The organism is Pseudomonas sp., assembly GCF_033723075.1.
Taxonomy (GTDB): domain Bacteria; phylum Pseudomonadota; class Gammaproteobacteria; order Pseudomonadales; family Pseudomonadaceae; genus Aquipseudomonas.
Window position 1 is genome coordinate 164,950 of record NZ_JAWVXU010000002.1, and the last position, 22,753, is coordinate 187,702.

The following is a 22,753-nucleotide window of genomic DNA, read 5'->3' on the forward strand; positions in this document are numbered from 1 at the left end:
ACTGTCTGAAGAAGGAAGCTCGATGAGCCGCGCCGCCGCCACCTATGTCGAAGAAACCCGTTTCGGTTTCTGGTTCCTGCAGAGCCGCGTCTGGCAGCAGCACGTGCTGCGTGTGGCGATCGACGACCTCAAGCGCCTGATCGATACGCCGCTGCCCAGCGCCGCGGTGCTGCTGGATGCCGGTTGCGGCCAGGGCAAGTCCTTCAGCCTGCTGCAGGCAGCGTTCGCGCCGGCGCAACTGATCGGCCTGGACGCCGACCCGCACAGCCTCGAGTGCTCGCGCAGCGAGGCCGAGCGCCAGGGTCTGCCCGTGCGCCTGCTCGCCAGCGACTGCGCGGCGATCCAGCTGGGCGATGCCAGCGTCGACATCCTCTTCTGCCACCAGACCTTCCACCACCTGGTCGAGCAGGAGCGAGCCCTCGCCGAATTCTGGCGCGTACTCAAGCCCGGCGGCCTGCTGCTGTTCGCCGAGTCGACCAAGTTCTATATCGATACCTGGGTGATCCGCTGGCTGTTCCGCCATCCGATGCAGGTGCAGAAAAGCGCCGGACAATACCTCGACATGCTGCGCGGCCAGGGCTTCGAATTTGCCGAGGGCAACGTCTCCTACCCCTACCTGTGGTGGAGCCGCGCCAAGGACTTCGGCCTGCTCCAACGCTGGGGCCTGCGCCAGCCCAAACCACTTGGCCAGCGTGACGAAACCCTGGTCAACCTGGTGGCGCGCAAGCCGCTGGAGCGCCCCCAGCCATGAGCCGTCTGTTGCTCCTCGGCATTTGCCTGTTGCTGAGCGCCTGCGCGGCGCGCACACCGCTGCCTTCGAATCCGCCCGAACTCACTGCGCTGCTGCCGGCGACCCTGCAGATCCGCCGCGAGCAGGCCGGCGAGGAGCAGTTCTGGTGGCTGGTGGTGGTGCAGGCCGAGGCCTCCACCCTGCGCTGGTCGCTGTTCGATCCGCTCGGCGTGCCCCTGGCGCGCCAGCTGTTGCAGGATGGCGCCTGGCGGGCCGACGGCCTGCTGCCGCCCAACGGCGAAGCACGCGAGCTGTTCGCCGCCGTGCTGTTCGCCCTGACCCCGGCCGATGCCCTGCCCGCCAGCTATGCGCCCACCACCTGGCAATTGCTCGCCGATGGTCAGCGCCGGCTTACCCCCGACTGGCGAATCCGCTACCGTGCGCCCCTGGATTTCACCCTGAACCACGCGCAAGACCTGAACTATCGGGTCAACGTGCTCTCCGACCAGGAGATTCCCTGATGCTCGGCTACCTCAACGCCCTCGGTCTGATCTGCGCCCTCGGCCAGGGCAAGCAGGCCGTCGCCGATGCCCTGTTCAGCGGCGACGCCAGCGGCATGCGCGCGCAGGACGACTGGGTCAGCGGCCGCAGCCTGACGGTCGGCGCAGTGACTGCCGAGCTGCCGCCGATGCCGGACGGCATGCAGACCTCGCTCAGCCGCAACAATCAGCTTCTGCTGGCCGCCGCGCTGCAGATCGAGGCGCAGATCCGCGCCGCCATCGCCCAGTACGGTGGCGCACGGGTCGGCGTGGTGCTCGGCACCAGCACCTCGGGCATTCACGAAGCCAGCCAGGACATTGCCCGCTTCCTGAACGACGGCGCGCTGCCGGCGGACTACCGCTACGCCCAACAGGAAATCGCCGCCCCCGCCATCTTTCTCGCCGAGTGGCTCGGCCTGAGCGGCCCGGCCTACTGCCTGTCCACCGCCTGTACCTCCAGCGCCCGCGCCCTGCTCAGCGCCCAGCGCCTGCTGCAGCAAGGCGTCTGCGATGCCGTGCTGTGCGGCGGGGTCGACAGCCTGTGCCGCCTGACCCTGAACGGTTTCACCGCGCTGGAAGCGGTGGCTGCCGAACGCTGCAATCCGTTCTCGCTGAATCGCCGGGGCATCAATATCGGCGAAGCGGCGGCGTTGTTCGTCATGACCCGAACGCCACTGCCGCACACAACGACAGCCGCTAGCGAGCGGCCGATCGCCCTGCTCGGCGGCGGCGCCAGCTCGGATGCCTACCACATCTCCGCGCCCGAACCCCAGGGCCTCGGCGCCCAGCAGGCGATGCGCAAAGCCCTGGCCGCCGCCGGCGTAGCCGCCGAGGAGATCGACTACCTGAACCTGCACGGCACCGCCACCCGGCACAACGATGCGATGGAAAGCCTGGCAGTGCAGGCCCTGTTTCCCCAAGGCGTGCCCTGCTCCTCGACCAAGCCGCTGAGCGGCCATACCCTGGGCGCCGCCGGGGCGCTGGAGGCGGCATTCTGCTGGCTGACCCTGAGCGCCTACAACCGCGACCAGCGCCTGCCGCCCCACCTGTGGGACGGCCAGGCCGATCCGCAACTGCCGCGCCTGCAGCTGGTCGACGTGCGTGCCGCGGGCGCCAGCCGCCCGCAGCGACTGATGAGCAACTCGTTCGCCTTTGGCGGCAGCAACCTGTCGCTGATTCTCGGAGCCCTGCCATGAGGTTGTGGCCGATCGCCGAACTGCTGCCGCATGCCGGCGACATGATCCTGCTCGACGAAGTGCTGCACTTCAGCGAAGAGGATGTGCAAACCCGTCTGTGCGTGCGCCCCGGCGGCCTGTTCAATCAAGCCGACGGCAGCCTGCCGGCCTGGGTCGGCATCGAGCTGATGGCGCAGAGCGTGGCCGCCTACGCCGGTTGCCAGGCGCGCCAGGCCGGCATGCCGGTGGCGCTGGGCTTTCTCCTCGGCACGCGCAATTTCCAATGCAATGTCGAGCGCTTCCCCGCCGGCAGCGAACTGCAGATCCAGGCGCAGCGCTCGCTGCAGGACGACAACGGCATGGGCGTGTTCGAATGCCACCTGCGCGGTCCCGGCATCCATGCCGAAGCCCGCCTCAACGTCTTCTGCCCACCGCAAGCGGCCAGCTACCTGCAAGAACAACCCGAGGAGTGCACGCCATGACTGACCCGATTCTGGTTAGCGGCTCCAGCCGCGCTCATATCGCCCGCGCCAACGCGGCAAGTCGCCTGGCACATTTACGAGAGACCGCACATGACTGACCCGATTCTGGTCACCGGCTCCAGCCGTGGCATCGGCCGGGCCATCGCCCTGCGCCTGGCTCGGGCCGGCTTCGACATTGTCCTGCACTGCCGCGCGCGCCGCGATGAGGCCGAGGCGGTGCAAGCGCAGATCCAGGCGCTAGGCCGTCAGGCGCGTATCCTGCAATTCGACGTCGCCGAGCGTGCAGCCTGCCGGGAAATCCTTGAAGCGGATGTGGCGCAGCACGGCGCCTATTACGGCGTGGTATGCAACGCCGGGCTGACCCGCGACGGCGCCTTTCCGGCGCTGAGCGAGGACGACTGGGATCAGGTGCTGCGCACCAACCTCGACGGTTTCTACAATGTCCTGCACCCGCTGTGCATGCCGATGATCCGCCGGCGCCAGCCGGGCCGCATCGTCTGCATCACCTCGGTGTCCGGGCTGATCGGCAACCGCGGCCAGGTCAACTACAGCGCGTCCAAGGCCGGGGTGATCGGCGCGGCCAAGGCACTGGCCATCGAACTGGGCAAGCGCAAGATCACGGTGAACTGCGTGGCGCCGGGGCTGATCGACACCGAAATGCTCGACGAGCAGGTGCCAGTCGAGGAAATCCTCAAGATGATTCCGGCGGCGCGCATGGGTACCCCGGAAGAAGTGGCCGGGGCGGTGAATTTTCTGATGTCCGAGGAGGCGGCCTACATTACCCGTCAGGTCCTCTCGGTAAACGGTGGGTTGTGTTGATGAAACGAGTCGTAGTCACCGGCATGGCCGGCATTACCTCCCTGGGCAATGACTGGGCGAGCATCGAGGCGAACTTGCGGGCCGGCAAGAGCGGCATCCGCTATATGCACGAGTGGGATCGCTTCACGGAACTGAATACCCGCCTCGGCGGGCCAATCGATGACTTCGCGGTGCCCAAGCACTGGACCCGCAGACAGCTGCGCAGCATGGGCCGGGTAGCCAAGCTGGCGGTACTGGCCGCCGAACGGGCACTGGACGATGCCGGCCTGCTCGGCGACGAGTCGATCAGCGATGGGCGCATGGGCGTGGCCTGCGGCTCCTCCACCGGCAGCACCGAGGAGATCAAGGCCTTCGGCAACATGCTGCTCAACTCGGTGGCCGATGGCCTCAACGCCAACTCCTATATCCGCATGATGCCGCACACCACGGCGGCCAATATCAGCATCTTCTTCGGCCTCAAGGGCCGCCTGATCCCCACCTCCAGCGCCTGCACCAGCGGCAGCCAGGGCATCGGCTACGCCTACGAGGCGATCAAGTTCGGCCGCCTGCCGCTGATGCTCGCCGGCGGCGCCGAGGAACTCTGCCCGACCGAAGCCATGGTGTTCGACGCGCTCTACGCCACCAGCCTGAAGAACGACACCCCGCAGAGCTCACCACGGCCCTATGACAGCGCTCGTGACGGCCTGGTGATCGGCGAAGGCGCCGGCATGCTGGTGCTGGAAGAGCTGGAGCACGCCCTGGCCCGTGGCGCCCGCATCCATGCCGAGATCGTCGGCTTCGGCTGCAACTCCGACGGCCAGCACGCCACCAAGCCGGAATTGCTGACCATGCGCGGCGCCATGCAGCTGGCCCTGGACGATGCCGGCCTGGAACCAGCGGCGATCGGCTACGTCAACGGCCACGGCACCGCCACCGAGCAGGGCGACGTCGCCGAATCCCTGGCCACCAGCGGCCTGTTCGGCGCACAGATGCCGATCAGCTCGCAGAAGAGTTTCCTCGGCCACACCCTGGGCGCCTGCGGTGCGCTGGAATCCTGGTTCAGTATCGAGATGATGAACTCGGACAGCTACGTGCACACCCTCAACCTCGACGAGATCGACCCGGCCTGCGGCGAGCTGGACTACCTGCGCGGCGAGTTCCGCCAGATGAGCAACCAATATGTGATGAACAACAACTTCGCCTTCGGCGGGGTCAACACCTCGTTGATCTTCCGCCGCTGGAGCTGAGCGCTGGCCGCAATAGCCAGCCCCGGCAGTTAACTTGTTGCGCAACCTACCAGCAGTCCCCAGTAAAGCCTCATAACAAGGAGCAACCCATGAACGCCAAACCCTGGATCCTCGCCGTAGCCTGCCTGAGCCTGTTCCCAGCCGTCAGCCAGGCCCGGGACACCGCCCACTTCCTGCCGTTCGAAACCGTCGTCCAGGAAGCGCTGAATGCCGGGCGCCTGGATGGCAGCGTGACGTTCTACCTGGCCGGCACCAAGCCGGCGGGCAAGGTCAGCATTCTCAAGTCCGGGGTCACCACCAGTCAGAAGACCAACGCCTTCAACAAGAGCGACGAAGCCGCCTGCCGCTGGGTTCTGCAATCGGCCCTGATCCGCCTGCAGAATGCGGCCAAGGCGGCCGGCGCCAATGCCGTGGTGGATCTCGCCAGCAACTACAAGAACATCGAATACAAGGACAGCCAGAAGTACGAATGCCACGCCGGCGCGATCATGGCCGGGGTCGCCCTCAAGGGCAACCTGGCCAAGGTCCAGTAGCACTTCGCCTGCGGCGTCCACCACGGCAGTTACGCGCGGCGCCGAAGCCCCTATCATCGAGGTATTACCGCCGCGTTCTGCGTAGCGGCCGATATAAGGCCTTGTAGTCCCGTGCTGAGTATCTATCCAGCCACCATAACCCTCGGTGCCGCCCTGCTCACGCTTGGTCTAAGCGCCTGCGGCACCCTGTCGAAACAACAGATAGATACCCCGGACAGCCTCCGGCAGGAGGGCGCCAACCCCGGCGACCTGCGCGCCCAGGTGGATGCCCTGGCCCAGCCGCTGATCGACCGCAAGCGTACGCCCGGCATCGTGATCGGGGTGCTGAGCGCCGATGGTCGCAAGCAGGTGTTCGGCTATGGCGTCAGCGACTTCCTCAGCGGCACTCGCCCGGACGGCGAGACCCTGTTCGCCGTGGGTTCGCTGAGCAAGGGCCTGGTCGGCAACCTCACCGCCATGCTGGTACAGGACGGCCTGCTTGGTTGGGATGACGACCTCGAACAGCTGCTGCCCGTAGGCACGCCACTGAGCGAGGACGCCCGCGCCATCACCCTGCTGCAACTGGCCACCCACAGCGCCGGCCTGCCGCGCCAGCCGATGACCCCGCGTACCCTCGGCTATTTCATCGAATACCTGTTCACCGGCAACAGCTTCTACCGGCATTTCGACCAAGCCTATCTGCTCGACTACCTGGCCGATTTCAGCAAGCCCAGGCAGGTTGCGCCGCAGTATTCGAATATCGGTTACGCCCTGCTCAGCCACGTGCTGGAGCTGCGCAGCGGCAAGAACATCGATGAGCTGGCCGCCGAACGCATCCTCGACCCGCTGCAGCTGAGCAACACCAGCTACCAGCCGCAACAACTGGCCGGCTATGCCGAACGCGCCCGCGGGCATGCCGGCGACCAGCCGAAGTTCGTCCGCCGCGGCCGCCCGGTTCCCGACTGGCAGTTCAGCGACATCCTGCACGGCTCCGCGGCGCTCTATTCCAACGCCGACGATCTGCTCGACTATGCCGCCGCGCATCTGCACGGCAGTGGCGATGCACAGCGCGATGCGGCCTTGCGCGACAGCCTGCGGGTGCGCCTCGAGCGACCCAGGGAAGCACCGGCGATCGCCTGGATGGTCGATACCATCCACGGCCAGCGGCTCACCTATCAGGTCGGCCTGGTGGCGGGCTATTCGAGCTACCTGGGCCTGGACACCCGCCACAAGACCGCCGTGGTGGTGCTGCAGAACAGCTTCAACTGGAGCAACGGCATCGGCCACCGCCTGCTGCTGCGCATGGCCCATAACCTGGATCGGCAGCGGGAGCTGGCGAGCGTGCCAACGCCCTGATGAGTAGCTAAGGCCTGTCCGCCATAGGGCCGTCGGCAGGCGCCGTAGACCCTATGTTGATCTGCTAGGCCCGCTTTTTAGCCCGGGAATGCCTTACCAGACGCAGGACCGCTCCACCACCTAACGGTGATAGGCCGCCGACAGCTCGTGCACCGCCTCGAGGAAGGCGCCGGCATGGGCCGGATCGACTTCCGGGGTGATGCCGTGGCCGAGGTTGAATACATGACCCGAACCCTGGCCGTAGCTGGCGAGGATCCGCGCCACCTCGGCGCGGATGGCGGCGGGCTGGGCGTAGAGCACGGTGGGATCCATATTGCCTTGCAGGGCCACCTGGCCACCGACACGACGGCGGGCTTCGCCGATATCACAGCTCCAGTCCAGACCCAGTGCGTCGGCGCCGGTAGCGGCCATGGACTCCAGCCACAGGCCGCCGTTCTTGGTGAACAGGATCACCGGTACCTTGCGCCCGTCATGCTCGCGGATCAGGCCGTCGACGATTTTCTGCATATAGGCCAGGGAGAACTCCTGATAGGCCGCCGACGACAGGTTGCCGCCCCAGGTATCGAAAATCTGCACCGCCTGGGCGCCGGCAAGAATCTGGCCGTTAAGGTAACTGATGACCGACTGGGTCAGCTTGTCGAGCAGCGCGTGCATGGCCTGGGGGTTGTCGTAGAGCATGGCTTTGGACTTGCGGAAGTCCTTCGACGAGCCGCCTTCGACCATATAGGTGGCCAGGGTCCAGGGGCTGCCGGAGAAGCCGATCAGCGGCACGCGGCCGTTCAGCTCGCGGCGGATGGTGCGCACGGCGTCCATCACATAACCCAGGTCTTGCTCCGGGTCGGGAATCGGCAGGGCATCGACATCGGCGGCGCTGCTGATGACTTTCTTGAAACGCGGGCCTTCGCCGGTCTCGAAATACAACCCCTGACCCATGGCATGGGGGATGGTCAGGATGTCGGAGAAGAGAATGGCCGCGTCCAGCTGCGGGTAGCGATCCAGCGGCTGCAGGGTGACTTCACAGGCGAACTCGGGGTTCATCATCAGCTTCATGAAGTCACCGGCCTTGGCCCGGCTGGCGCGGTACTCCGGCAGATAACGGCCGGCCTGGCGCATCATCCACACCGGGGTAACGTCGACGGGCTGCTTGAGCAGGGCACGCAGGAAACGGTCGTTCTTCAGGGCAGTCATAACAATTCCCGAGACATGAGAAGGCAGTAGAAAAGTGCGGGCATTTTCGCAGACCGCAAAACAAAAGGCACGGCGGGTGCCGTGCCTTTTGTCCAGTGCGACGATTTGCCTCGGTCGCAGGGTGTGCGGGGGCGCCTAGATCGCGCGCACCGTGCCTGGCAAGGTGGTGCGTGCGGCCCAGGTGGTCCCGCACACCCTGCCGATCAGACGCCCAGGTAGTCGAGGATGCCTTCGGCGGCGTTGCGCCCCTCGAAGATCGCCGTCACCACCAGGTCGGAACCACGCACCATGTCGCCACCGGCGAAGATCTTCGGGTTGCTGGTCTGGTGCTTGAACTGCGACTGTTCCGGGGCAATCACTCGCCCCTGGCTGTCGGTCTGAATGGTGAACTGCTCGAACCAGGGCGCCGGGCTTGGGCGGAAGCCGAAGGCGATCAGCACGGCATCGGCCGGGATGATTTCCTCGGAACCGGGGATCGGCTCGGGACTGCGGCGACCGCGGGCATCCGGCTCGCCGAGACGGGTCTCGACCACCTTGACGCCTTCAACCTTGTCTTCGCCGACGATGGCGATGGGCTGGCGATTGAAGAGGAATTTAACCCCCTCTTCCTTGGCGTTCTTCACTTCCTTGCGCGAGCCCGGCATGTTTTCTTCATCGCGGCGATAAGCGCAGGTCACGCTCTTGGCGCCCTGGCGGATCGCGGTACGGTTGCAGTCCATGGCGGTATCGCCGCCGCCGAGCACGACGATGCGCTTGCCCTTGGTATCGATAAAGTCTTGCGCGTCTTTCTCGAAACCGAGGTTGCGGTTGACGTTGGCGATCAGGAAGTCCAGGGCGTCATACACGCCGGGCAGGTCTTCACCGGGGAAGCCGCCCTTCATGTAGGTGTAGGTACCCATGCCCATGAACACCGCATCGTACTCATCCAGCAACTGCTGCATGGTCACGTCCTTGCCGATCTCGGTGTTCAGGCGGAACTCGATGCCCATGCCGGTGAAAACGTCACGGCGATGGCTCAGCACGGTCTTTTCCAGCTTGAACTCGGGAATACCGAAGGTCAGCAGGCCGCCGATTTCCGGGTTCTTGTCGAACACCACCGGGGTCACGCCGCTGCGCACCAGCACATCGGCACAGCCCAGGCCAGCCGGGCCGGCACCGATCACGGCGACGCGCTTGCCGGTCGAGACGACCCGCGACATATCGGGACGCCAGCCCATGGCGAACGCGGTGTCGGTGATGTACTTCTCCACCGAGCCGATGGTCACGGCGCCGAAGCCGTCATTGAGGGTGCAGGCGCCCTCGCACAGACGATCCTGCGGACAGACGCGGCCGCAGACTTCCGGCAATGTATTGGTCTGGTGCGACAACTCGGCGGCGGCGAGGATGTTGCCCTCGGACACCAGCTTCAACCAGTTGGGAATGTAGTTGTGCACCGGGCACTTCCACTCGCAATAGGGGTTGCCACAACCCAGGCAGCGGTGCGCCTGGTCACAGGCCTGGGCCGGTTTGAAGTTGTCGTAGATCTCGACGAATTCTTTCTTGCGCTGACGCAACAGCTTCTTCTTCGGGTCTTTGCGCCCGACATCGATGAACTGGAAGTCGTTATTCAGACGTTCAGTCATAGCAAAACCTCTTAGCAGCAGCCCGAAGCTCTAAGCTTCAAGCTGCAAGACGATCACGGTAGCAGGCGGGCCTCGCCCCACTCGGGGCTTGAGGCCTGCCGCTTGCAGCTCTGTTCTATTGCGGGTTGGCGCGGGTACTGGAGAGCAGCGACTTCAGGCTCGCAGCCTTGGGTTTGACCAGCCAGAACTTGCGCAGGTAGTCATCCAGGTTCTCCAGCAGATGGGCGCCCCACTCGCTGGCGGTCTCCTGCACATACTCGGCGAGCACGCGCTGCAGATGGCTGCGATAGGCCTCCATGGCCTCGTTGTTGATCCGCTGGATCTCCACCAGTTCGTGGTTGACCTTGTCGTAGAAGCTGTTGTCCAGGTCGAGCACATAGGCAAAGCCGCCGGTCATGCCGGAACCGAAGTTGTAACCGGTCTTGCCCAGTACACAGACGAAACCGCCGGTCATGTACTCGCAGCAATGGTCGCCGGTGCCTTCCACCACGGTGTGGGCGCCGGAGTTGCGCACGGCGAACCGCTCGCCCGCGGTGCCGGCGGCGAACAGCTTGCCGCCGGTGGCGCCGTACAGACAGGTGTTGCCGATGATGGCGCTGTCCTGGGTCTTGAACGCGCTACCCTGCGGCGGCACTATCACCAGTTTGCCGGCGGTCATGCCCTTGCCGACGTAGTCGTTGGCATCGCCTTGCAGGTACAGGTTCAGGCCACCGGCGTTCCACACGCCGAAACTCTGGCCCGCAGTGCCTTTGAAACGGAAGGTGATCGGCGCCTTGATCATGCCCTTGTTGCCATGCACCCGGGCGATTTCGCCGGAGACGCGGGCACCGATGGAACGGTCGCAGTTGCAGATATCCAGATCGAACTCGGCGCCGCTGGCGGCATCGATCGCCGGCTTGGCCAGTTCGACCATCTTCTCGGCCAGCAGGCCCTGATCGAACGGCGGATTCCTGTCGACCAGACAGAACTGCGGTTTGTCGGCCGCGATCTGGTCGCTGCCGAGCAACGGGCTCAGGTCCAGATGATTCTGCTTGGCGGTCTCGCCCGGCAGGATCTCCAGCAGGTCGGTACGACCGATCAGCTCTTCCAGGCTGTGTACGCCAAGCTTGGCCAGCCACTCGCGGGTCTCTTCGGCGACATAGGTGAAGAAGTTCATCACCATCTCGACGGTGCCGATGAAGTGGTCCTTGCGCAACTTGTCGTTCTGCGTGGCGACGCCGGTGGCGCAGTTGTTCAGGTGACAGATACGCAGGTACTTGCAACCCAGGGCGATCATCGGCGCGGTGCCGAAGCCGAAGCTCTCGGCGCCGAGGATGGCCGCCTTGACCACGTCCAGGCCGGTCTTCAGGCCGCCGTCGGTCTGCACCCGCACCTTGCCGCGCAGGTCGTTACCGCGCAGGGTCTGGTGGGTTTCCGCCAGGCCCAGTTCCCAAGGCGCGCCGGCGTACCTGATCGAACTCAGCGGCGAGGCGCCGGTGCCGCCATCGTAGCCGGAGATGGTGATCAGGTCGGCATAGGCCTTGGCCACACCGGCGGCGATGGTGCCGACGCCGGCTTCCGCTACCAGCTTGACCGAGACCAGTGCGGCAGGGTTGACCTGCTTGAGATCATAGATCAGTTGCGCAAGGTCTTCGATGGAATAGATGTCGTGGTGCGGTGGCGGCGAAATCAGGGTCACGCCCGGTACGGCGTAACGCAGCCGTGCGATCAGACCGTTGACCTTGCCGCCGGGCAGCTGACCGCCCTCGCCGGGCTTGGCGCCCTGGGCGACCTTGATCTGCAGCACTTCGGCGTTGACCAGGTATTCCGGGGTCACACCGAATCGACCGGTGGCCACCTGCTTGATCTTCGAGCTGCGCACGGTGCCGTAACGGGCCGGGTCTTCGCCGCCCTCACCGGAGTTGGAGCGCGCACCCAGGCGGTTCATCGCCTCGGCAATGGCTTCGTGAGCCTCGGGCGACAGCGCGCCAAGGGAAATACCGGCGGAGTCGAAGCGCTTGAAGATGCTTTCCAGCGGCTCGACCTGGTCGAGACTCAGCGGTTGCTCGGCCAGTTTCAGCTGCAGCAGATCACGCAGCATCGACACCGGACGGGTGTCGACCAGGGCACTGTATTCCTTGTATTTCTCATAGCTGCCCTGCTGCACCGCGACTTGCAGGGTGCTGACCACGTCCGGGTTGTAGGCATGGTATTCGCCGCCATAGACGAACTTGAGCAGGCCGCCCTGCTGGATCGACTTGCGGTTGTTCCAGGCCTCTGCCGCGAGCAGCTTCTGCTCGGCTTCGAGATCGACGAAGCGTGCACCCTTGATCCGGCTGGCTACGCCACGGAAACACAGCTCGGTGACTTCATCGGCCAGACCGACCGCCTCGAACAGCTGCGCGCCGCGGTAGGAGGCCACGGTGGAGATGCCCATCTTCGACAGGATCTTCAGCAGGCCCTTGGAGATGCCCTTGCGGTAGTACTTGAACACTTCGTAGAGATCGCCGAGCACTTCGCCGGTGCGGATCAGGTCGCCCAGCACTTCGTAGGCCAGGAACGGATAGATCGCCGAGGCGCCGAAACCGAGCAGCACCGCATAGTGGTGCGGGTCACGGGCGGTGGCGGTCTCTACCAGGATGTTGCAATCGCAACGCAGGCCCTTCTCGGTCAGGCGATGATGCACGGCACCGGTCACCAGCGCGGCATGGGCCGGCAGTTTGCCGGGGCCGATGTGGCGATCGCTCAGCACCAGCAACACCTTGCCGGCGCGCACCGCTTCCTCGGCCTGGTCGGCCATATTGCGCACGGCCGCTTCGAGCCCGAGCGACTCGTCGTAGTTCATGTCGATCAGCTGACGCTCGAAACCCGGGCGTTCCAGGGTCATCAGGCTGCGCCATTTGGCCGGGGAAATGACCGGCGAGCTGAGGATCACGCGGGTGGCGTGCTCTGGCGATTCCTGGAAGATGTTGCGCTCGGCACCGAGGCAGATCTCCAGGGACATGACGATGGCTTCACGCAGCGGATCGATCGGCGGATTGGTGACCTGGGCGAACTGCTGGCGGAAATAGTCGTATGGCGAACGCACGCGCTGGCTCAATACGGCCATGGGCGTGTCGTCACCCATGGAACCGACAGCTTCCTGCCCCTGCTCGGCCAGCGGGCGCAGCACCTGGTCACGTTCCTCGAAGGTGACCTGGTACATCTTCATGTACTGCTTGAGCTGGTCGACGTCATAGAACGCCGAACCATGGTCGTTGTCTTCCATGGTCGCCTGGATACGCAGGGCGTTCTTGCGCAGCCACTGCTTGTACGGGTGACGCGACTTCAGGCGGCTGTCGATATCGTCGGTGCTCAGCACCTGACCGGTTTCGGTGTCCACGGCGAGGATCTGCCCCGGACCGACACGACCCTTGGCGATCACATCTTCCGGCTGGTAATCCCATACGCCGATTTCCGAGGCGAGGGTGATGTAGCCATTGCTGGTGGTGACCCAGCGCGCCGGGCGCAGACCGTTGCGGTCGAGCAGGCAGACGGCATAGCGACCGTCGGTCAGCACCACGCCGGCCGGACCGTCCCAGGGCTCCATGTGCATGGAGTTGTATTCGTAGAACGCGCGCAGGTCGGCGTCCATGGTCTCGACGTTCTGCCAGGCGGGCGGAATGATCATGCGCACGCCGCGGAACAGGTCGATGCCGCCGGTGACCATCAGCTCGAGCATATTGTCCATGCTTGACGAGTCGGAACCGACGCGATTGACCAACGGACCCAGCTCATCCAGATCGGGCATCAGCTCGTTGGCGAACTTGGTGCGCCGCGCCTGGGCCCAGTTGCGGTTGCCGGTGATGGTATTGATCTCGCCGTTATGGGCGAGGAAGCGGAACGGCTGCGCCAGCGGCCACTTCGGCAGGGTGTTGGTGGAGAAACGCTGATGGAACACGCAGATCGCGGTCTGCAGCCGCTCGTCACCCAGGTCCGGGTAGAACTGCTGCAAGTCGGCCGGCATCATCAGGCCTTTATAGATGATGGTCTTGTGCGAGAAGCTGCAGATGTAATGGTCGACATCGGCCGCGTTGGCCACCGACGAGCGACGGCGGGCACCGAACAGCTTGATCGCGAATGTCTGATCGGACAGGCCTTCGCCACCGATGAACACCTGCTCGATCAGCGGCAAACGATCGAGCGCCAGACGGCCGAGCACGCTGGTGTCGATCGGCACCTGGCGCCAGCCGACCAGAGTCAGGCCGGCAGCCAGAATTTCGCGGTTCATGTTCTCGCGTGCGGCTTCGGCTTTTACCGGATCCTGATTGAAGAACACCATGCCCACGGCGTACTGCTTGGGCAGCTCGACCGCGAAGTGCTGCTGCGCCACCGCGCGCAAGAAGGCATCGGGCTTCTGAATCAACAGACCACAGCCATCCCCCGTCTTGCCGTCGGCGTTGATTCCGCCGCGGTGGGTCATGCATGTCAGCGCTTCAATAGCGGTCTGCAGCAGGTGATGGCTCGCCTCGCCCTGCATGTGGGCGATCAGGCCGAAGCCGCAGTTATCCTTGAACTCATCAGGACGGTACAAACCTGCTTTCATAGGGACTCTCACCAGGCTGCCTCTAAACGAGACAAATTGCTTTCTAATTCAAATACTTACCGTGCGCGCATGGCATAGCACCAGCTTTGCGCAGGCAAAACGGAGGTCATTGTACATACCCACCAAGGCCGTCACAAATCGGCGTGACGACCTGCCGCAAGCTTATGTCGCGAAAACGAAGGAATCGACCGGACAGTCATGCTACCGACCAGCAGGTCACCAGGTACAGGACAACCCGCACCTGGCGCGCGGCCAGCCGGATAGCACCCACTAGCGGACCTGGCCGATCTCGTGCTTGATACTGGCAAACGTCCGCGGCCAGGGCTTACCCGCCCGCACCTTGTCCGGCAAGCTGCCCAGGGCGGCCTGCGCCGCCTCACGCGTGGCGAAACTACCATAGGTCACGACATACAGCGGCTGACCTTGATGCTGCTTCTTGAAATAGTGGTACTGCGCACCGTGCTCACGCACAAACGCCTGAGCACTATCCTCTGCGCGCGCACCGAGTATTTGCAGGGTGTAGCGCGAACCTGCCTGAGCAGCGTACCAGGCATCGACCGCCACAGCCTTCGCCGGTGCTGCAGCGACCGCTGGCGGCTTCGGCGCAGGCGCCACCACAGGCACGGACTGAACGACCGGCGCGACAGGAACAGGTGCAGGCGCCACCGGCACGGCAGGCGAAGCCGGGGCTGCCGAAGCAACCCGCTCATCCACCAGCACACCGACAGAGCTCGAACCGGCAGCATCCGCGATATCCGCCTCCTCGACCCCGCCCAAGCCAGCAGCTTGAGCCAAAGGCTCGCGCATAACCGGCTGAACCTCGCCAACCAGAGGCAGTGGGACGGGCTGATTGCCACCCTCGAACTGTATTGCCGGGGCTCCTGCGTCAGCAGGCTCCGGAACAGGAGCATCAACAACAGGCTGTTCGATCTGACCGAGCGGCAACTGTGTCGCCACCGGCACAGGCGCCTCGCCATCCGGGCGCCCCTGCATCAGCCAGGCCGCCAATACCCCAAGCCCAACCACCGCCAATGCCAGCAGATGCTTGCGCGGCAGGTTGAATGCAAAGCCTGCACCTTTGACGGCACCACGCTGCACCCGCATGGCCTCGACCAGGGTGTCACGGGCAACCTGATTGATTGCCCCGGGCCAACCCGCGGCCTGCTCATGAATGGCAGTGACCTGCTCATCCGTTAACAAGTCGAGGCCCCGCCCGGCACCCTCCAATCGCTGCGCCAGGTACTCACGCGTTTCATCTTCGCTGTAAGGCTGCAATTCGATGGCATGGAAGCACTCCTCACCGTCGGCCAGCAACTCAAGGCGCGCAATCAACTCCGGCTCGGCGAACAGAAATACATGCGGGCGCCCTTCACTGCTCCCCGCCGCCAGGGCCAGCAGACTGGCCAGCGCCGCGTCGCTCAACTGCTCGGCATCGTCGACCAGCACGTAGACGTCCTGGCCAGTCAAGGCCAACTGACCAACCTGCGCCAAAATCGCCTGTGGCTCCGACTGCTGCACCTGCAAGCCCTGAGCTACCTGACGCAGAATACCTGCCGCATCGGCTGCGCCCAGGGCGGACACAACCACACTGTGCACAGTTTGCTTATTGGTGCTGGCCACCAGCGCCTGACGCAGCAGGGTCTTGCCGCTCCCCAGAGGACCGCAGACCAGCAACAGCAACTGGCTGTATCGGGCAAGGTGATGCAACTGCCCCAACACCGGCTTGCGCTGGGCCGGAAAAAACTTGAAGCCCGGCACCCGCGCCGCAAAGGGATCGTGGCTGAATTGGTAGTGATCGAGAAAAGCCTCGTCGGCATGCAAACTGGTCATGGGACACTCATTAATGTTCAAGCTGATCCACCAGCGCCGCGTAATCTACGCTCAGCGTGGCATTCAAAATTTCGCGAGGGAACTCACCCGTCACCACCGCCTCGCCGATATGACGTAACAACACCAGGCGCAGCTGACCATCGAGCACCTTCTTGTCGACCGCCATATGCGCCAAAAAATGCTCCGGCGTCATGCCTTTCGGCGGTACCACGGGCAAGCCTGCTGCCTGAAACAGACGAATGCCCCGATTGCGTTCGGCCTGCGAAATCCAGCCCAGCTGCTGCGACATCTCCAGCGCCATCACGGTTCCCGCCGCGACCGCCTCGCCGTGCAACCAGACACCATAACCCTGCTGCGTCTCGATGGCATGACCGAAAGTGTGCCCCAGATTGAGCGTGGCCCGCAGCCCCGCCTCCCGCTCATCGGCCCCGGCAATCCGCGCCTTGGCTGCACAGGAGCGTTCGATCGCAGCAGTCAGCGCCTCTTGATCGAGCGCCCGCAATGCAGGCATGTGCTGTTCCAGCCAGGAGAGAAAAGGCTCGTCACAGATCAAGCCATATTTGATCACCTCGGCCAGCCCCGCCGACAGCTCGCGCGGCGGCAACGTAGTCAGGCTGATCGTATCGATCAAGACGGCTTGCGGTTGATAGAACGCCCCCACCATATTTTTCCCGAGCGGGTGGTTGATGCCGGTCTTGCCCCCCACCGAGGAATCGACCTGGGACAATAGGGTGGTCGGAACCTGGATGAAATTGACCCCCCGCTGATAACAGGCCGCAGCGAAGCCGGCCATATCACCGACAACCCCACCACCCAGCGCAACCACAGTCGTATGCCGGTCATGTCGCGCGCCGAGCAGGCCATCGAAGATCTGCTGCAAGGTTTCCCAGGTTTTGAACGCCTCGCCATCCGGCAAGACAATCGCGGTCACCGCGTAACCGGCAAGTGCAGCCTTGAGTGCATCCAGGTAGAGCGGTGCGACCGTTTCATTGGTGACGATGGCCACCTGGCGACCAATGATATGCGGCGCCAGCAAATCCGTGCGACGCAATAGATCGGCACCAATATAAATGGGATAGCTGCGCTCACCGAGATCGACCTGAAGAGTTTGCATGGAGCCCCCGACGTCAAAAGGGCTCTAGGATAGCGCAGTTCGGCCGGCGCTTTAACGGGGAGAAAGCTCTTCGAGACACTCAAGTATTTCTTGCACAACCAAACGCGGCGGACGCTCATCGGTTTGCACGATGACATCGGCAATTTCGCGATACAACGGATCGCGAATCGCCAGCAGCTCAGCGAGCACCTTGCCCGGGTCGGCAGCGCGCAACAGAGGACGATTACGGTCACGTGAAGTGCGATCGAGCTGCTGCTCGACCGAGGCGTACAGATACACCACTCGACCGCCACGCCGCAGCGCTGCACGGTTGTCAGGATGCAGCACCGCACCACCGCCAGTGGCGAGCACCAGACCGTCCAGCTCGCAGAGCTCGGCAATCACCGCCCGTTCGCGCTCGCGAAAGCCCTGCTCACCCTCGACATCGAAAATCCACGGAATATCGGCACCACTACGCTGCTCGATCTCCTTGTCGGAGTCTTTGAACAGCAGCCGCAACTCTTTGGCAAGCAAACGCCCGATGGTGCTTTTACCAGCGCCCATCGGGCCAACAAGGATAACATTCTGCATATATTTCAACGACTTACCGCTACAGCCTGAGTATTCATAATGCGCGGCGTGAGGAAAATCAATAGTTCAGACTTGCTATCCTTGACAAGATCACGCCTGAACAGAGCACCCAAGTACGGAATATCACCAAGGAACGGAACCTTGTCTACCGACTTGCTCTGGGTGTTGGAAAACACGCCACCTATGACAATAGTCTCACCGTCAGCAACCAAAACTTTGGCATTCACCTCATTTTTATTAATCGCAGGAACCCCACCACTCGCAGCCGCATTAGAGAAATCAGGTGCATCCTTTGTAACCTTGACCTCCATGATAATGCGATTATCCGGCGTAATCTGCGGTGTCACCTCCAACGACAGAGCTGCCTCCTTGAAAGAGGTGCTCGTAGCGCCACTTGAACTCGCTTCTTGATAGGGAACCTCTGAGCCCTTCAATATTTTTGCGGTTTCTTTATCCGAGGTCACCACTTTGGGTTGAGAAATAACCTCACCGTTACCGGTTTTCTCCATAGCGGACAATTCAAGATCAAGGATGGTGTTATTGGTGATAAACCCGAGGTTTAGACCCACATTCCGACCGGTAGCGCCCAGATCCACAAAAGTCCCTGCGTCAATCTCAAGCGGGTCAGAATTTTTGACCAGGCTATTCGTTCCGCCGGCGATAAAATTGTTATCGCCGAGACTCACCCCACGCCACTCGACGCCCAGTGACTTGTCGAAGTCGACATTGGCCTCAACGATCCGCGCCTCAACCATCACCTGACGGACAGGAATATCGAGCTGCGAGACAATCCGCCGCAACTCATCCAGGCGGTCCTGCGTCTGGTAGGCAATGATACTGTTGGTTCTGTCGTCTACCGTGATCGAGCCGCGGTCATCGACAGAGCCCTCTGCGCTGGTGACTGACTGGAACAACTTGGCCATATCGGTGGCCTTGGCATAATTCACCTGAATAAGTTCGCGACGCAGCGGTGCCAATTCCGCGATCTGCTTCTGCGACTCGAGCTCCTGGCGCTCACGCGCGGCAATTTCATCGGCCGGCGCCACCAACAGCACATTGCCCACCATGCGTTTGTCCAGGCCTTTGGTTTTCAGGACCAGATCCAGCGCCTGATCCCAGGGCACATTCTGCAAGCGCAAGGTGATGTTGCCCCGTACCGTGTCACTGGCCACCAGGTTCAGGTCGGTGAAATCGGCGATCAACTGCAACACCGAACGAACATCGATGTCCTGGAAATTCAAGGACAACTTTTCACCCGTGTAGGCAAAACGCTCGTTTTTGCGCGTCTCGACTTCATCCTGGGTCAACGGCTTGACGCTGAGAGTAAGTTTGTTATCGGCTTGATACGCCAGATAATCATAGGACCCTGTCGGCTCAATCACGATACTCGCCTTGTCAGCCGACCCCGTCGCACTGACGAACTGTACCGGCGTAGCAAAATCCTTGACGTCCAGGCGGACCCGCAACGCCTCAGGCAATTGAGTCTTGGCGAAGTCCAGACGAATCTTGCCGCCCTGTTCTTGAATGTCAGGGCTTACCGAAGCATCCGACAGGGTAATCACAACATTACCCTCGCCTTGCTCGCCCCGCTGGAAATCGATATTGCTAATGGCCTTGCCTTGTGCTGCGTAGCTCTTCACTGGCACAGCAGTACTGACAGCCGCCGCGGCAGCCACCGGCCGAGCTGACGCCGAACTGGATGCCCCCTCGCCAATCACGACATACAGGTTGTTGCCATCGACCCGCGTATTGTAGGGCGCCAAGCTGGTCAGGTTGATGATCAGCCGAGTTCGGTCCTTGGCTTCGACCACTGTGACACTGCGCGCATTACCCACGCCCAACTCTCGGTTCTTTGCACCCAACTGGCTGGAAACGCCCGGAAAGTCCAGGGCAATACGTGCTGGCTGCTCGATCGTATAGCCGCGCGGAGCAAGCACCGGTTCATCAAACGTCAACTTCAACTCGACACGGTCGCCTGGCAACGCAGAAACATCGAGCGCCTGCAAGTCAGCGGCCAACAATGCCGGCGATAGCAGCAGCGCTAATAGAGAGATACCTAGATGCGATAAGGAGCTATTCATTCTCGGGTTCCGTTGGGCAGACCGGTTATTTTTTTTCATGATCATTCAAGAGCGCTCCTTGAGGGAGAGGCTACGCGGCCGTTCGAGCCAGCCGCCTTCACCGTCTGGAACGATCTCGACCACTTCGATTTTTGCTTCATCTATCGCCAGGATGCGGCCGTAATTTCGACCTAAATAATCCCCCACCTTGACGCGATGAACCCCGCCGGCTCCATTCACCAAAGCAAACACATCGTTTGCATTGGCAAGCGTGCCGACCATCTCGAAGACCTCTATGTTGAAACCCTCAAGGAACTGCTTAACCCGCGCTTCATCCGGCTTAACTTCCTGCGAGCCTTTTTGACGACGCACCATGTCAATCTTGATCGGCGGCTGGAATGGGCTGCGCAGGGAAGAAGCTCCATAGGTGAATGCTTCGTAGGGTTGAAACTTTGGCAACGGCTCAATAGCGCCTTTCGGCTTGGCGCGAACCTCGTCCATAAATGACTGCAGATCAGAAAAGTCGCCACCCGAGCCGCAACCTTGCAAAACCGAGAATAAACAGATAGACACAGTCAAACGAAGAATCTTCATTTATCCATCCCTTTATCGTTATAACGGTATGTCTTCGCCATAACATTCATGCGAATGACAGAAGCGCTCTCCGTGCTAACCGGTTTAGTCTCGAAGTCATGCAGCGTCACAATTCGCGGAAGACTGGCAACACCACTGACAAAGGTCGCCAAGTCATGATAATTACCGACCACAACCACCTGAATGGGCAGCTCTATATAAAATGGCTGTGTCACTTCGGGAAGCAACTTGATCTCTTCGAACTCAAGACCGCTGCCCAGCCCGGTACGGGTAATGTCCTCCAACAGACCTGGCACCTCGGTATCGCTCGGCAGTTGACGCAAGAGAGTACCAAAGGAAACTTCCATCTCCTGCATCTGTTCCTTATACGCTTCCAGATTTGCCGCCTGGAAAGCCTTGCTGGAAAACTGCTGCTTGAGGGTTTGTTCTTCTCCCTGCGAGCGCTCCAGACTGGCTTGCAAATCCTTCAGATGAAAGTTATAGCCAAGCGCCAGCATCACCACGAAAAACAGAACAAAAACAACGCCCTTGATGACGGCCGGCCATGAGCCAATGTTATTAAGATCAAGATTACTAAGTTCGATCTTGCGCAAGTTCTCGATGGATTCAGCCAGGCTCATTTCTTATCACCTTCTATCGGCTCAACGCCAGGCTGCGTTTGCTTAACCGTCAACTGAAACACATTTGCCTGATCCAAAGCACCTGCGGTGGTGGCTTTGACTTGCGTCAAGTTAGGCGCATCCAGCCAATCGGATGCGTCCAGATTACGCATCAAATTCGACACTCTATTGTTGGACTCGGCGGCCCCAACTATCGCAATATTCTTGCCCGTCATTTTGACGCTATTGAAATACACACCATCCGGCAGGGTTCGCACCAACTGGTCGAATACGCGACCAATAATCGGCCTATTGCCCTGCAGGTCCTGAATAATCTTCATGCGTTCCAGCAACTGTTGGCGCCGGGTTTTCAGTTCGCTGATTTCCTTGATCCGCGCATCCAGTACGGCAATTTCTTTACGCACGAACTGGTTGCGCGCGTTTTGCTGCTCGATTGCCCCATTCAGATACTGGTCCCCTAGGAACACCGCACCGGCCGCGACCACCAAGACACCCGCGAGCGTCACCAGAAAGCGCTGCTTGCGCTCCTCGCGTAACTGCTCGCGCCATGGAAGAAGGTTAATCCGCGCCATTAATCGAAACTCCTCATCGCCAGACCACAGGCAATCATCAATGCCGGAGCATCACTGGCCAAGGCCCCCGCATTGACCCTGCTACTCAGTGCCATGTCCGCAAAGGGATTGGCAACCAGGGTTTGTGTGCCGATTTTCTGCTGAATCAGTCGATCGAGGTCGGGAATGGAGGCCGTGCCGCCAGCCAGGAGGATGTAATCGACATCATTGAACTGGCCTGCAGCAAAGAAAAATTGCAGGGAGCGCGAAACCTGTTGCACAACCGCTTCCTTGAACGGTTGCAATACTTCGCTGTCGTAGTCATCAGGGAGGCCTCCCTGTTTTTTCGCAAGACCAGCCTCCTCCACGGACAGGCCGTAACGCCGCTGAATTTCCTCGGTGAGCTGCTTGCCACCAAAAAGCTGCTCGCGCGTGTAGATAGTCCGGCCGTTGTGCAGCACGCTGAGCGTGGTCATGGTGGCACCGATATCGACCACCGCCACCGTCAGCTCGTCCTGCCCGCTGCCCAGTTGCTCCGTGAGCAAGCCATAAGCACGCTCCAGGGCATAGGCTTCGACATCGACCACCTTGGCGACCAGCCCGGCCAAAGCCAGGGCGGCTTCGCGAACCTCTACGTTTTCCTTGCGGCAGGCTGCCAGCAGCACCTCGACCCGTTCGGGGTTGCGCGGCGAAGCACCTTGCACCTCGAAGTCGATCGCCACTTCCTCAAGCGGATAAGGAATGTACTGATCGGCTTCGATCTTCAGCTGATTCTCGAGGTCATCATCGGAAAGCCCGGCTTCCATCTCGATGGTCTTGGTGATCACCGCGGAACCAGCGACAGCGACAGCGACGGATTTCACACCGGTCTTGGCTTTGGCCAGCACGCGCGCAAGCGCCTGGCCGACCCCCTCAAGTTCGGCAATGTTTTTCTCGACCACCGCATTTGGCGGGAGCGGCTCGACAGCGTAAGCCTCTACCTTGTAGCGGCTTCCTGAGCGACTCAATTCGAGGAGCTTGACGGAGGTCGAACTGATATCGATCCCCAGCAGCGTATTCGCGTTCTTATTGAAGAGCCCTAGCACGACCGATTTCCTATTGGCATCCGCGACTTACGGACTATTTATGTTTTTTCACATTAAATAACAGTCTTGACAGAAGCGCAAATGGATCCCCGGGAAAAAAAACGCTTATAATGTGA

The 22,753-nt window shown here is 62.0% G+C and carries 19 protein-coding genes; 8 read left to right on the plus strand and 11 right to left on the minus strand.

The annotated features are described in order from the left end of the window. Positions 1-22 precede the first annotated feature (22 nt). From R3355_RS03340 to R3355_RS03375, 8 genes are all read left to right on the plus strand, one after another. Complete coding sequence (locus R3355_RS03340; protein ID WP_318960050.1) at positions 23-751, plus strand: class I SAM-dependent methyltransferase; 729 nt, start codon at positions 23-25, stop codon at positions 749-751. Next, a complete protein-coding gene (locus R3355_RS03345; protein ID WP_318960051.1) occupies positions 748-1,251 on the plus strand; it encodes a DUF3261 domain-containing protein in 504 nt (167 codons plus the stop codon). Before R3355_RS03340 ends, R3355_RS03345 begins: the two co-directional genes overlap by 4 nt. After that, on the plus strand, positions 1,251-2,465 hold the full coding sequence (locus tag R3355_RS03350) for a beta-ketoacyl-[acyl-carrier-protein] synthase family protein (protein WP_318960052.1): 1,215 nt from the start codon (positions 1,251-1,253) through the stop codon (positions 2,463-2,465). Before R3355_RS03345 ends, R3355_RS03350 begins: the two co-directional genes overlap by 1 nt. Further along, positions 2,462-2,926 carry a hotdog family protein gene (locus R3355_RS03355; protein ID WP_318960053.1) on the plus strand — a complete coding sequence of 155 codons (465 nt, stop codon included), beginning with the start codon at positions 2,462-2,464 and terminating at the stop codon, positions 2,924-2,926. The genes R3355_RS03350 and R3355_RS03355 overlap by 4 nt, the downstream gene beginning before the upstream one ends. A gap of 90 nt (positions 2,927-3,016) precedes the next feature. After that, the gene (gene fabG / locus R3355_RS03360) at positions 3,017-3,745 is read left to right on the plus strand and encodes a 3-oxoacyl-ACP reductase FabG (RefSeq protein ID WP_318960054.1); all 729 of its coding nucleotides are present in this window, start codon (positions 3,017-3,019) and stop codon (positions 3,743-3,745) included. Then, entirely contained in the window at positions 3,745-4,971 is a 1,227-nt protein-coding gene (locus R3355_RS03365; protein ID WP_318960055.1) for a beta-ketoacyl-ACP synthase, read from the plus strand. The genes fabG and R3355_RS03365 overlap by 1 nt, the downstream gene beginning before the upstream one ends. Positions 4,972-5,060: 89 nt before the next feature. After that, positions 5,061-5,504 carry an excinuclease gene (locus R3355_RS03370; RefSeq protein WP_318946888.1) on the plus strand — a complete coding sequence of 148 codons (444 nt, stop codon included), beginning with the start codon at positions 5,061-5,063 and terminating at the stop codon, positions 5,502-5,504. A gap of 111 nt (positions 5,505-5,615) precedes the next feature. Continuing rightward, on the plus strand, positions 5,616-6,839 hold the full coding sequence (locus R3355_RS03375; RefSeq protein WP_318960056.1) for a serine hydrolase domain-containing protein: 1,224 nt from the start codon (positions 5,616-5,618) through the stop codon (positions 6,837-6,839). 120 nt (positions 6,840-6,959) lie between these two features. Here the strand turns inward: R3355_RS03375 and hemE are convergent, their stop codons facing one another. The 11 genes from hemE to R3355_RS03430 form a co-directional block, all read right to left on the minus strand. Next, positions 6,960-8,027, minus strand: coding sequence for a uroporphyrinogen decarboxylase (gene hemE / locus R3355_RS03380; protein ID WP_318946885.1), 1,068 nt, complete (start codon positions 8,025-8,027; stop codon positions 6,960-6,962). A gap of 203 nt (positions 8,028-8,230) precedes the next feature. Further along, positions 8,231-9,649, minus strand: a complete 1,419-nt coding sequence (locus tag R3355_RS03385; RefSeq protein WP_318960057.1) for an FAD-dependent oxidoreductase — start codon at positions 9,647-9,649, stop codon at positions 8,231-8,233. A gap of 115 nt (positions 9,650-9,764) precedes the next feature. Beyond that, positions 9,765-14,213 (minus strand): glutamate synthase large subunit, encoded by a 4,449-nt coding sequence (gene gltB, locus R3355_RS03390; RefSeq protein WP_318960058.1) that lies wholly within the window; start codon positions 14,211-14,213, stop codon positions 9,765-9,767. A gap of 270 nt (positions 14,214-14,483) precedes the next feature. Beyond that, positions 14,484-16,043, minus strand: coding sequence for an SPOR domain-containing protein (locus R3355_RS03395; RefSeq protein WP_318960059.1), 1,560 nt, complete (start codon positions 16,041-16,043; stop codon positions 14,484-14,486). 10 nt (positions 16,044-16,053) lie between these two features. Beyond that, positions 16,054-17,157: a 3-dehydroquinate synthase gene (gene aroB, locus R3355_RS03400; protein ID WP_318960060.1), complete on the minus strand. Its 1,104-nt coding sequence runs from the start codon at positions 17,155-17,157 to the stop codon at positions 16,054-16,056. A gap of 51 nt (positions 17,158-17,208) precedes the next feature. After that, positions 17,209-17,727, minus strand: a complete 519-nt coding sequence (gene aroK / locus R3355_RS03405) for a shikimate kinase AroK (RefSeq protein WP_318946918.1) — start codon at positions 17,725-17,727, stop codon at positions 17,209-17,211. Between the two features lie 5 nt (positions 17,728-17,732). Beyond that, on the minus strand, positions 17,733-19,808 hold the full coding sequence (gene pilQ / locus R3355_RS03410) for a type IV pilus secretin PilQ (protein WP_318960203.1): 2,076 nt from the start codon (positions 19,806-19,808) through the stop codon (positions 17,733-17,735). Between the two features lie 45 nt (positions 19,809-19,853). Continuing rightward, positions 19,854-20,381 (minus strand): type 4a pilus biogenesis lipoprotein PilP, encoded by a 528-nt coding sequence (pilP, locus tag R3355_RS03415; RefSeq protein WP_318960061.1) that lies wholly within the window; start codon positions 20,379-20,381, stop codon positions 19,854-19,856. Next, entirely contained in the window at positions 20,378-21,001 is a 624-nt protein-coding gene (gene pilO, locus R3355_RS03420) for a type 4a pilus biogenesis protein PilO (protein ID WP_318946872.1), read from the minus strand. Before pilO ends, pilP begins: the two co-directional genes overlap by 4 nt. Then, a complete protein-coding gene (gene pilN, locus R3355_RS03425; RefSeq protein WP_318946870.1) occupies positions 20,998-21,573 on the minus strand; it encodes a type 4a pilus biogenesis protein PilN in 576 nt (191 codons plus the stop codon). The genes pilO and pilN overlap by 4 nt, the downstream gene beginning before the upstream one ends. Beyond that, positions 21,573-22,637 carry a pilus assembly protein PilM gene (locus R3355_RS03430; RefSeq protein ID WP_318946868.1) on the minus strand — a complete coding sequence of 355 codons (1,065 nt, stop codon included), beginning with the start codon at positions 22,635-22,637 and terminating at the stop codon, positions 21,573-21,575. Before R3355_RS03430 ends, pilN begins: the two co-directional genes overlap by 1 nt. Positions 22,638-22,753 lie beyond the last annotated feature (116 nt).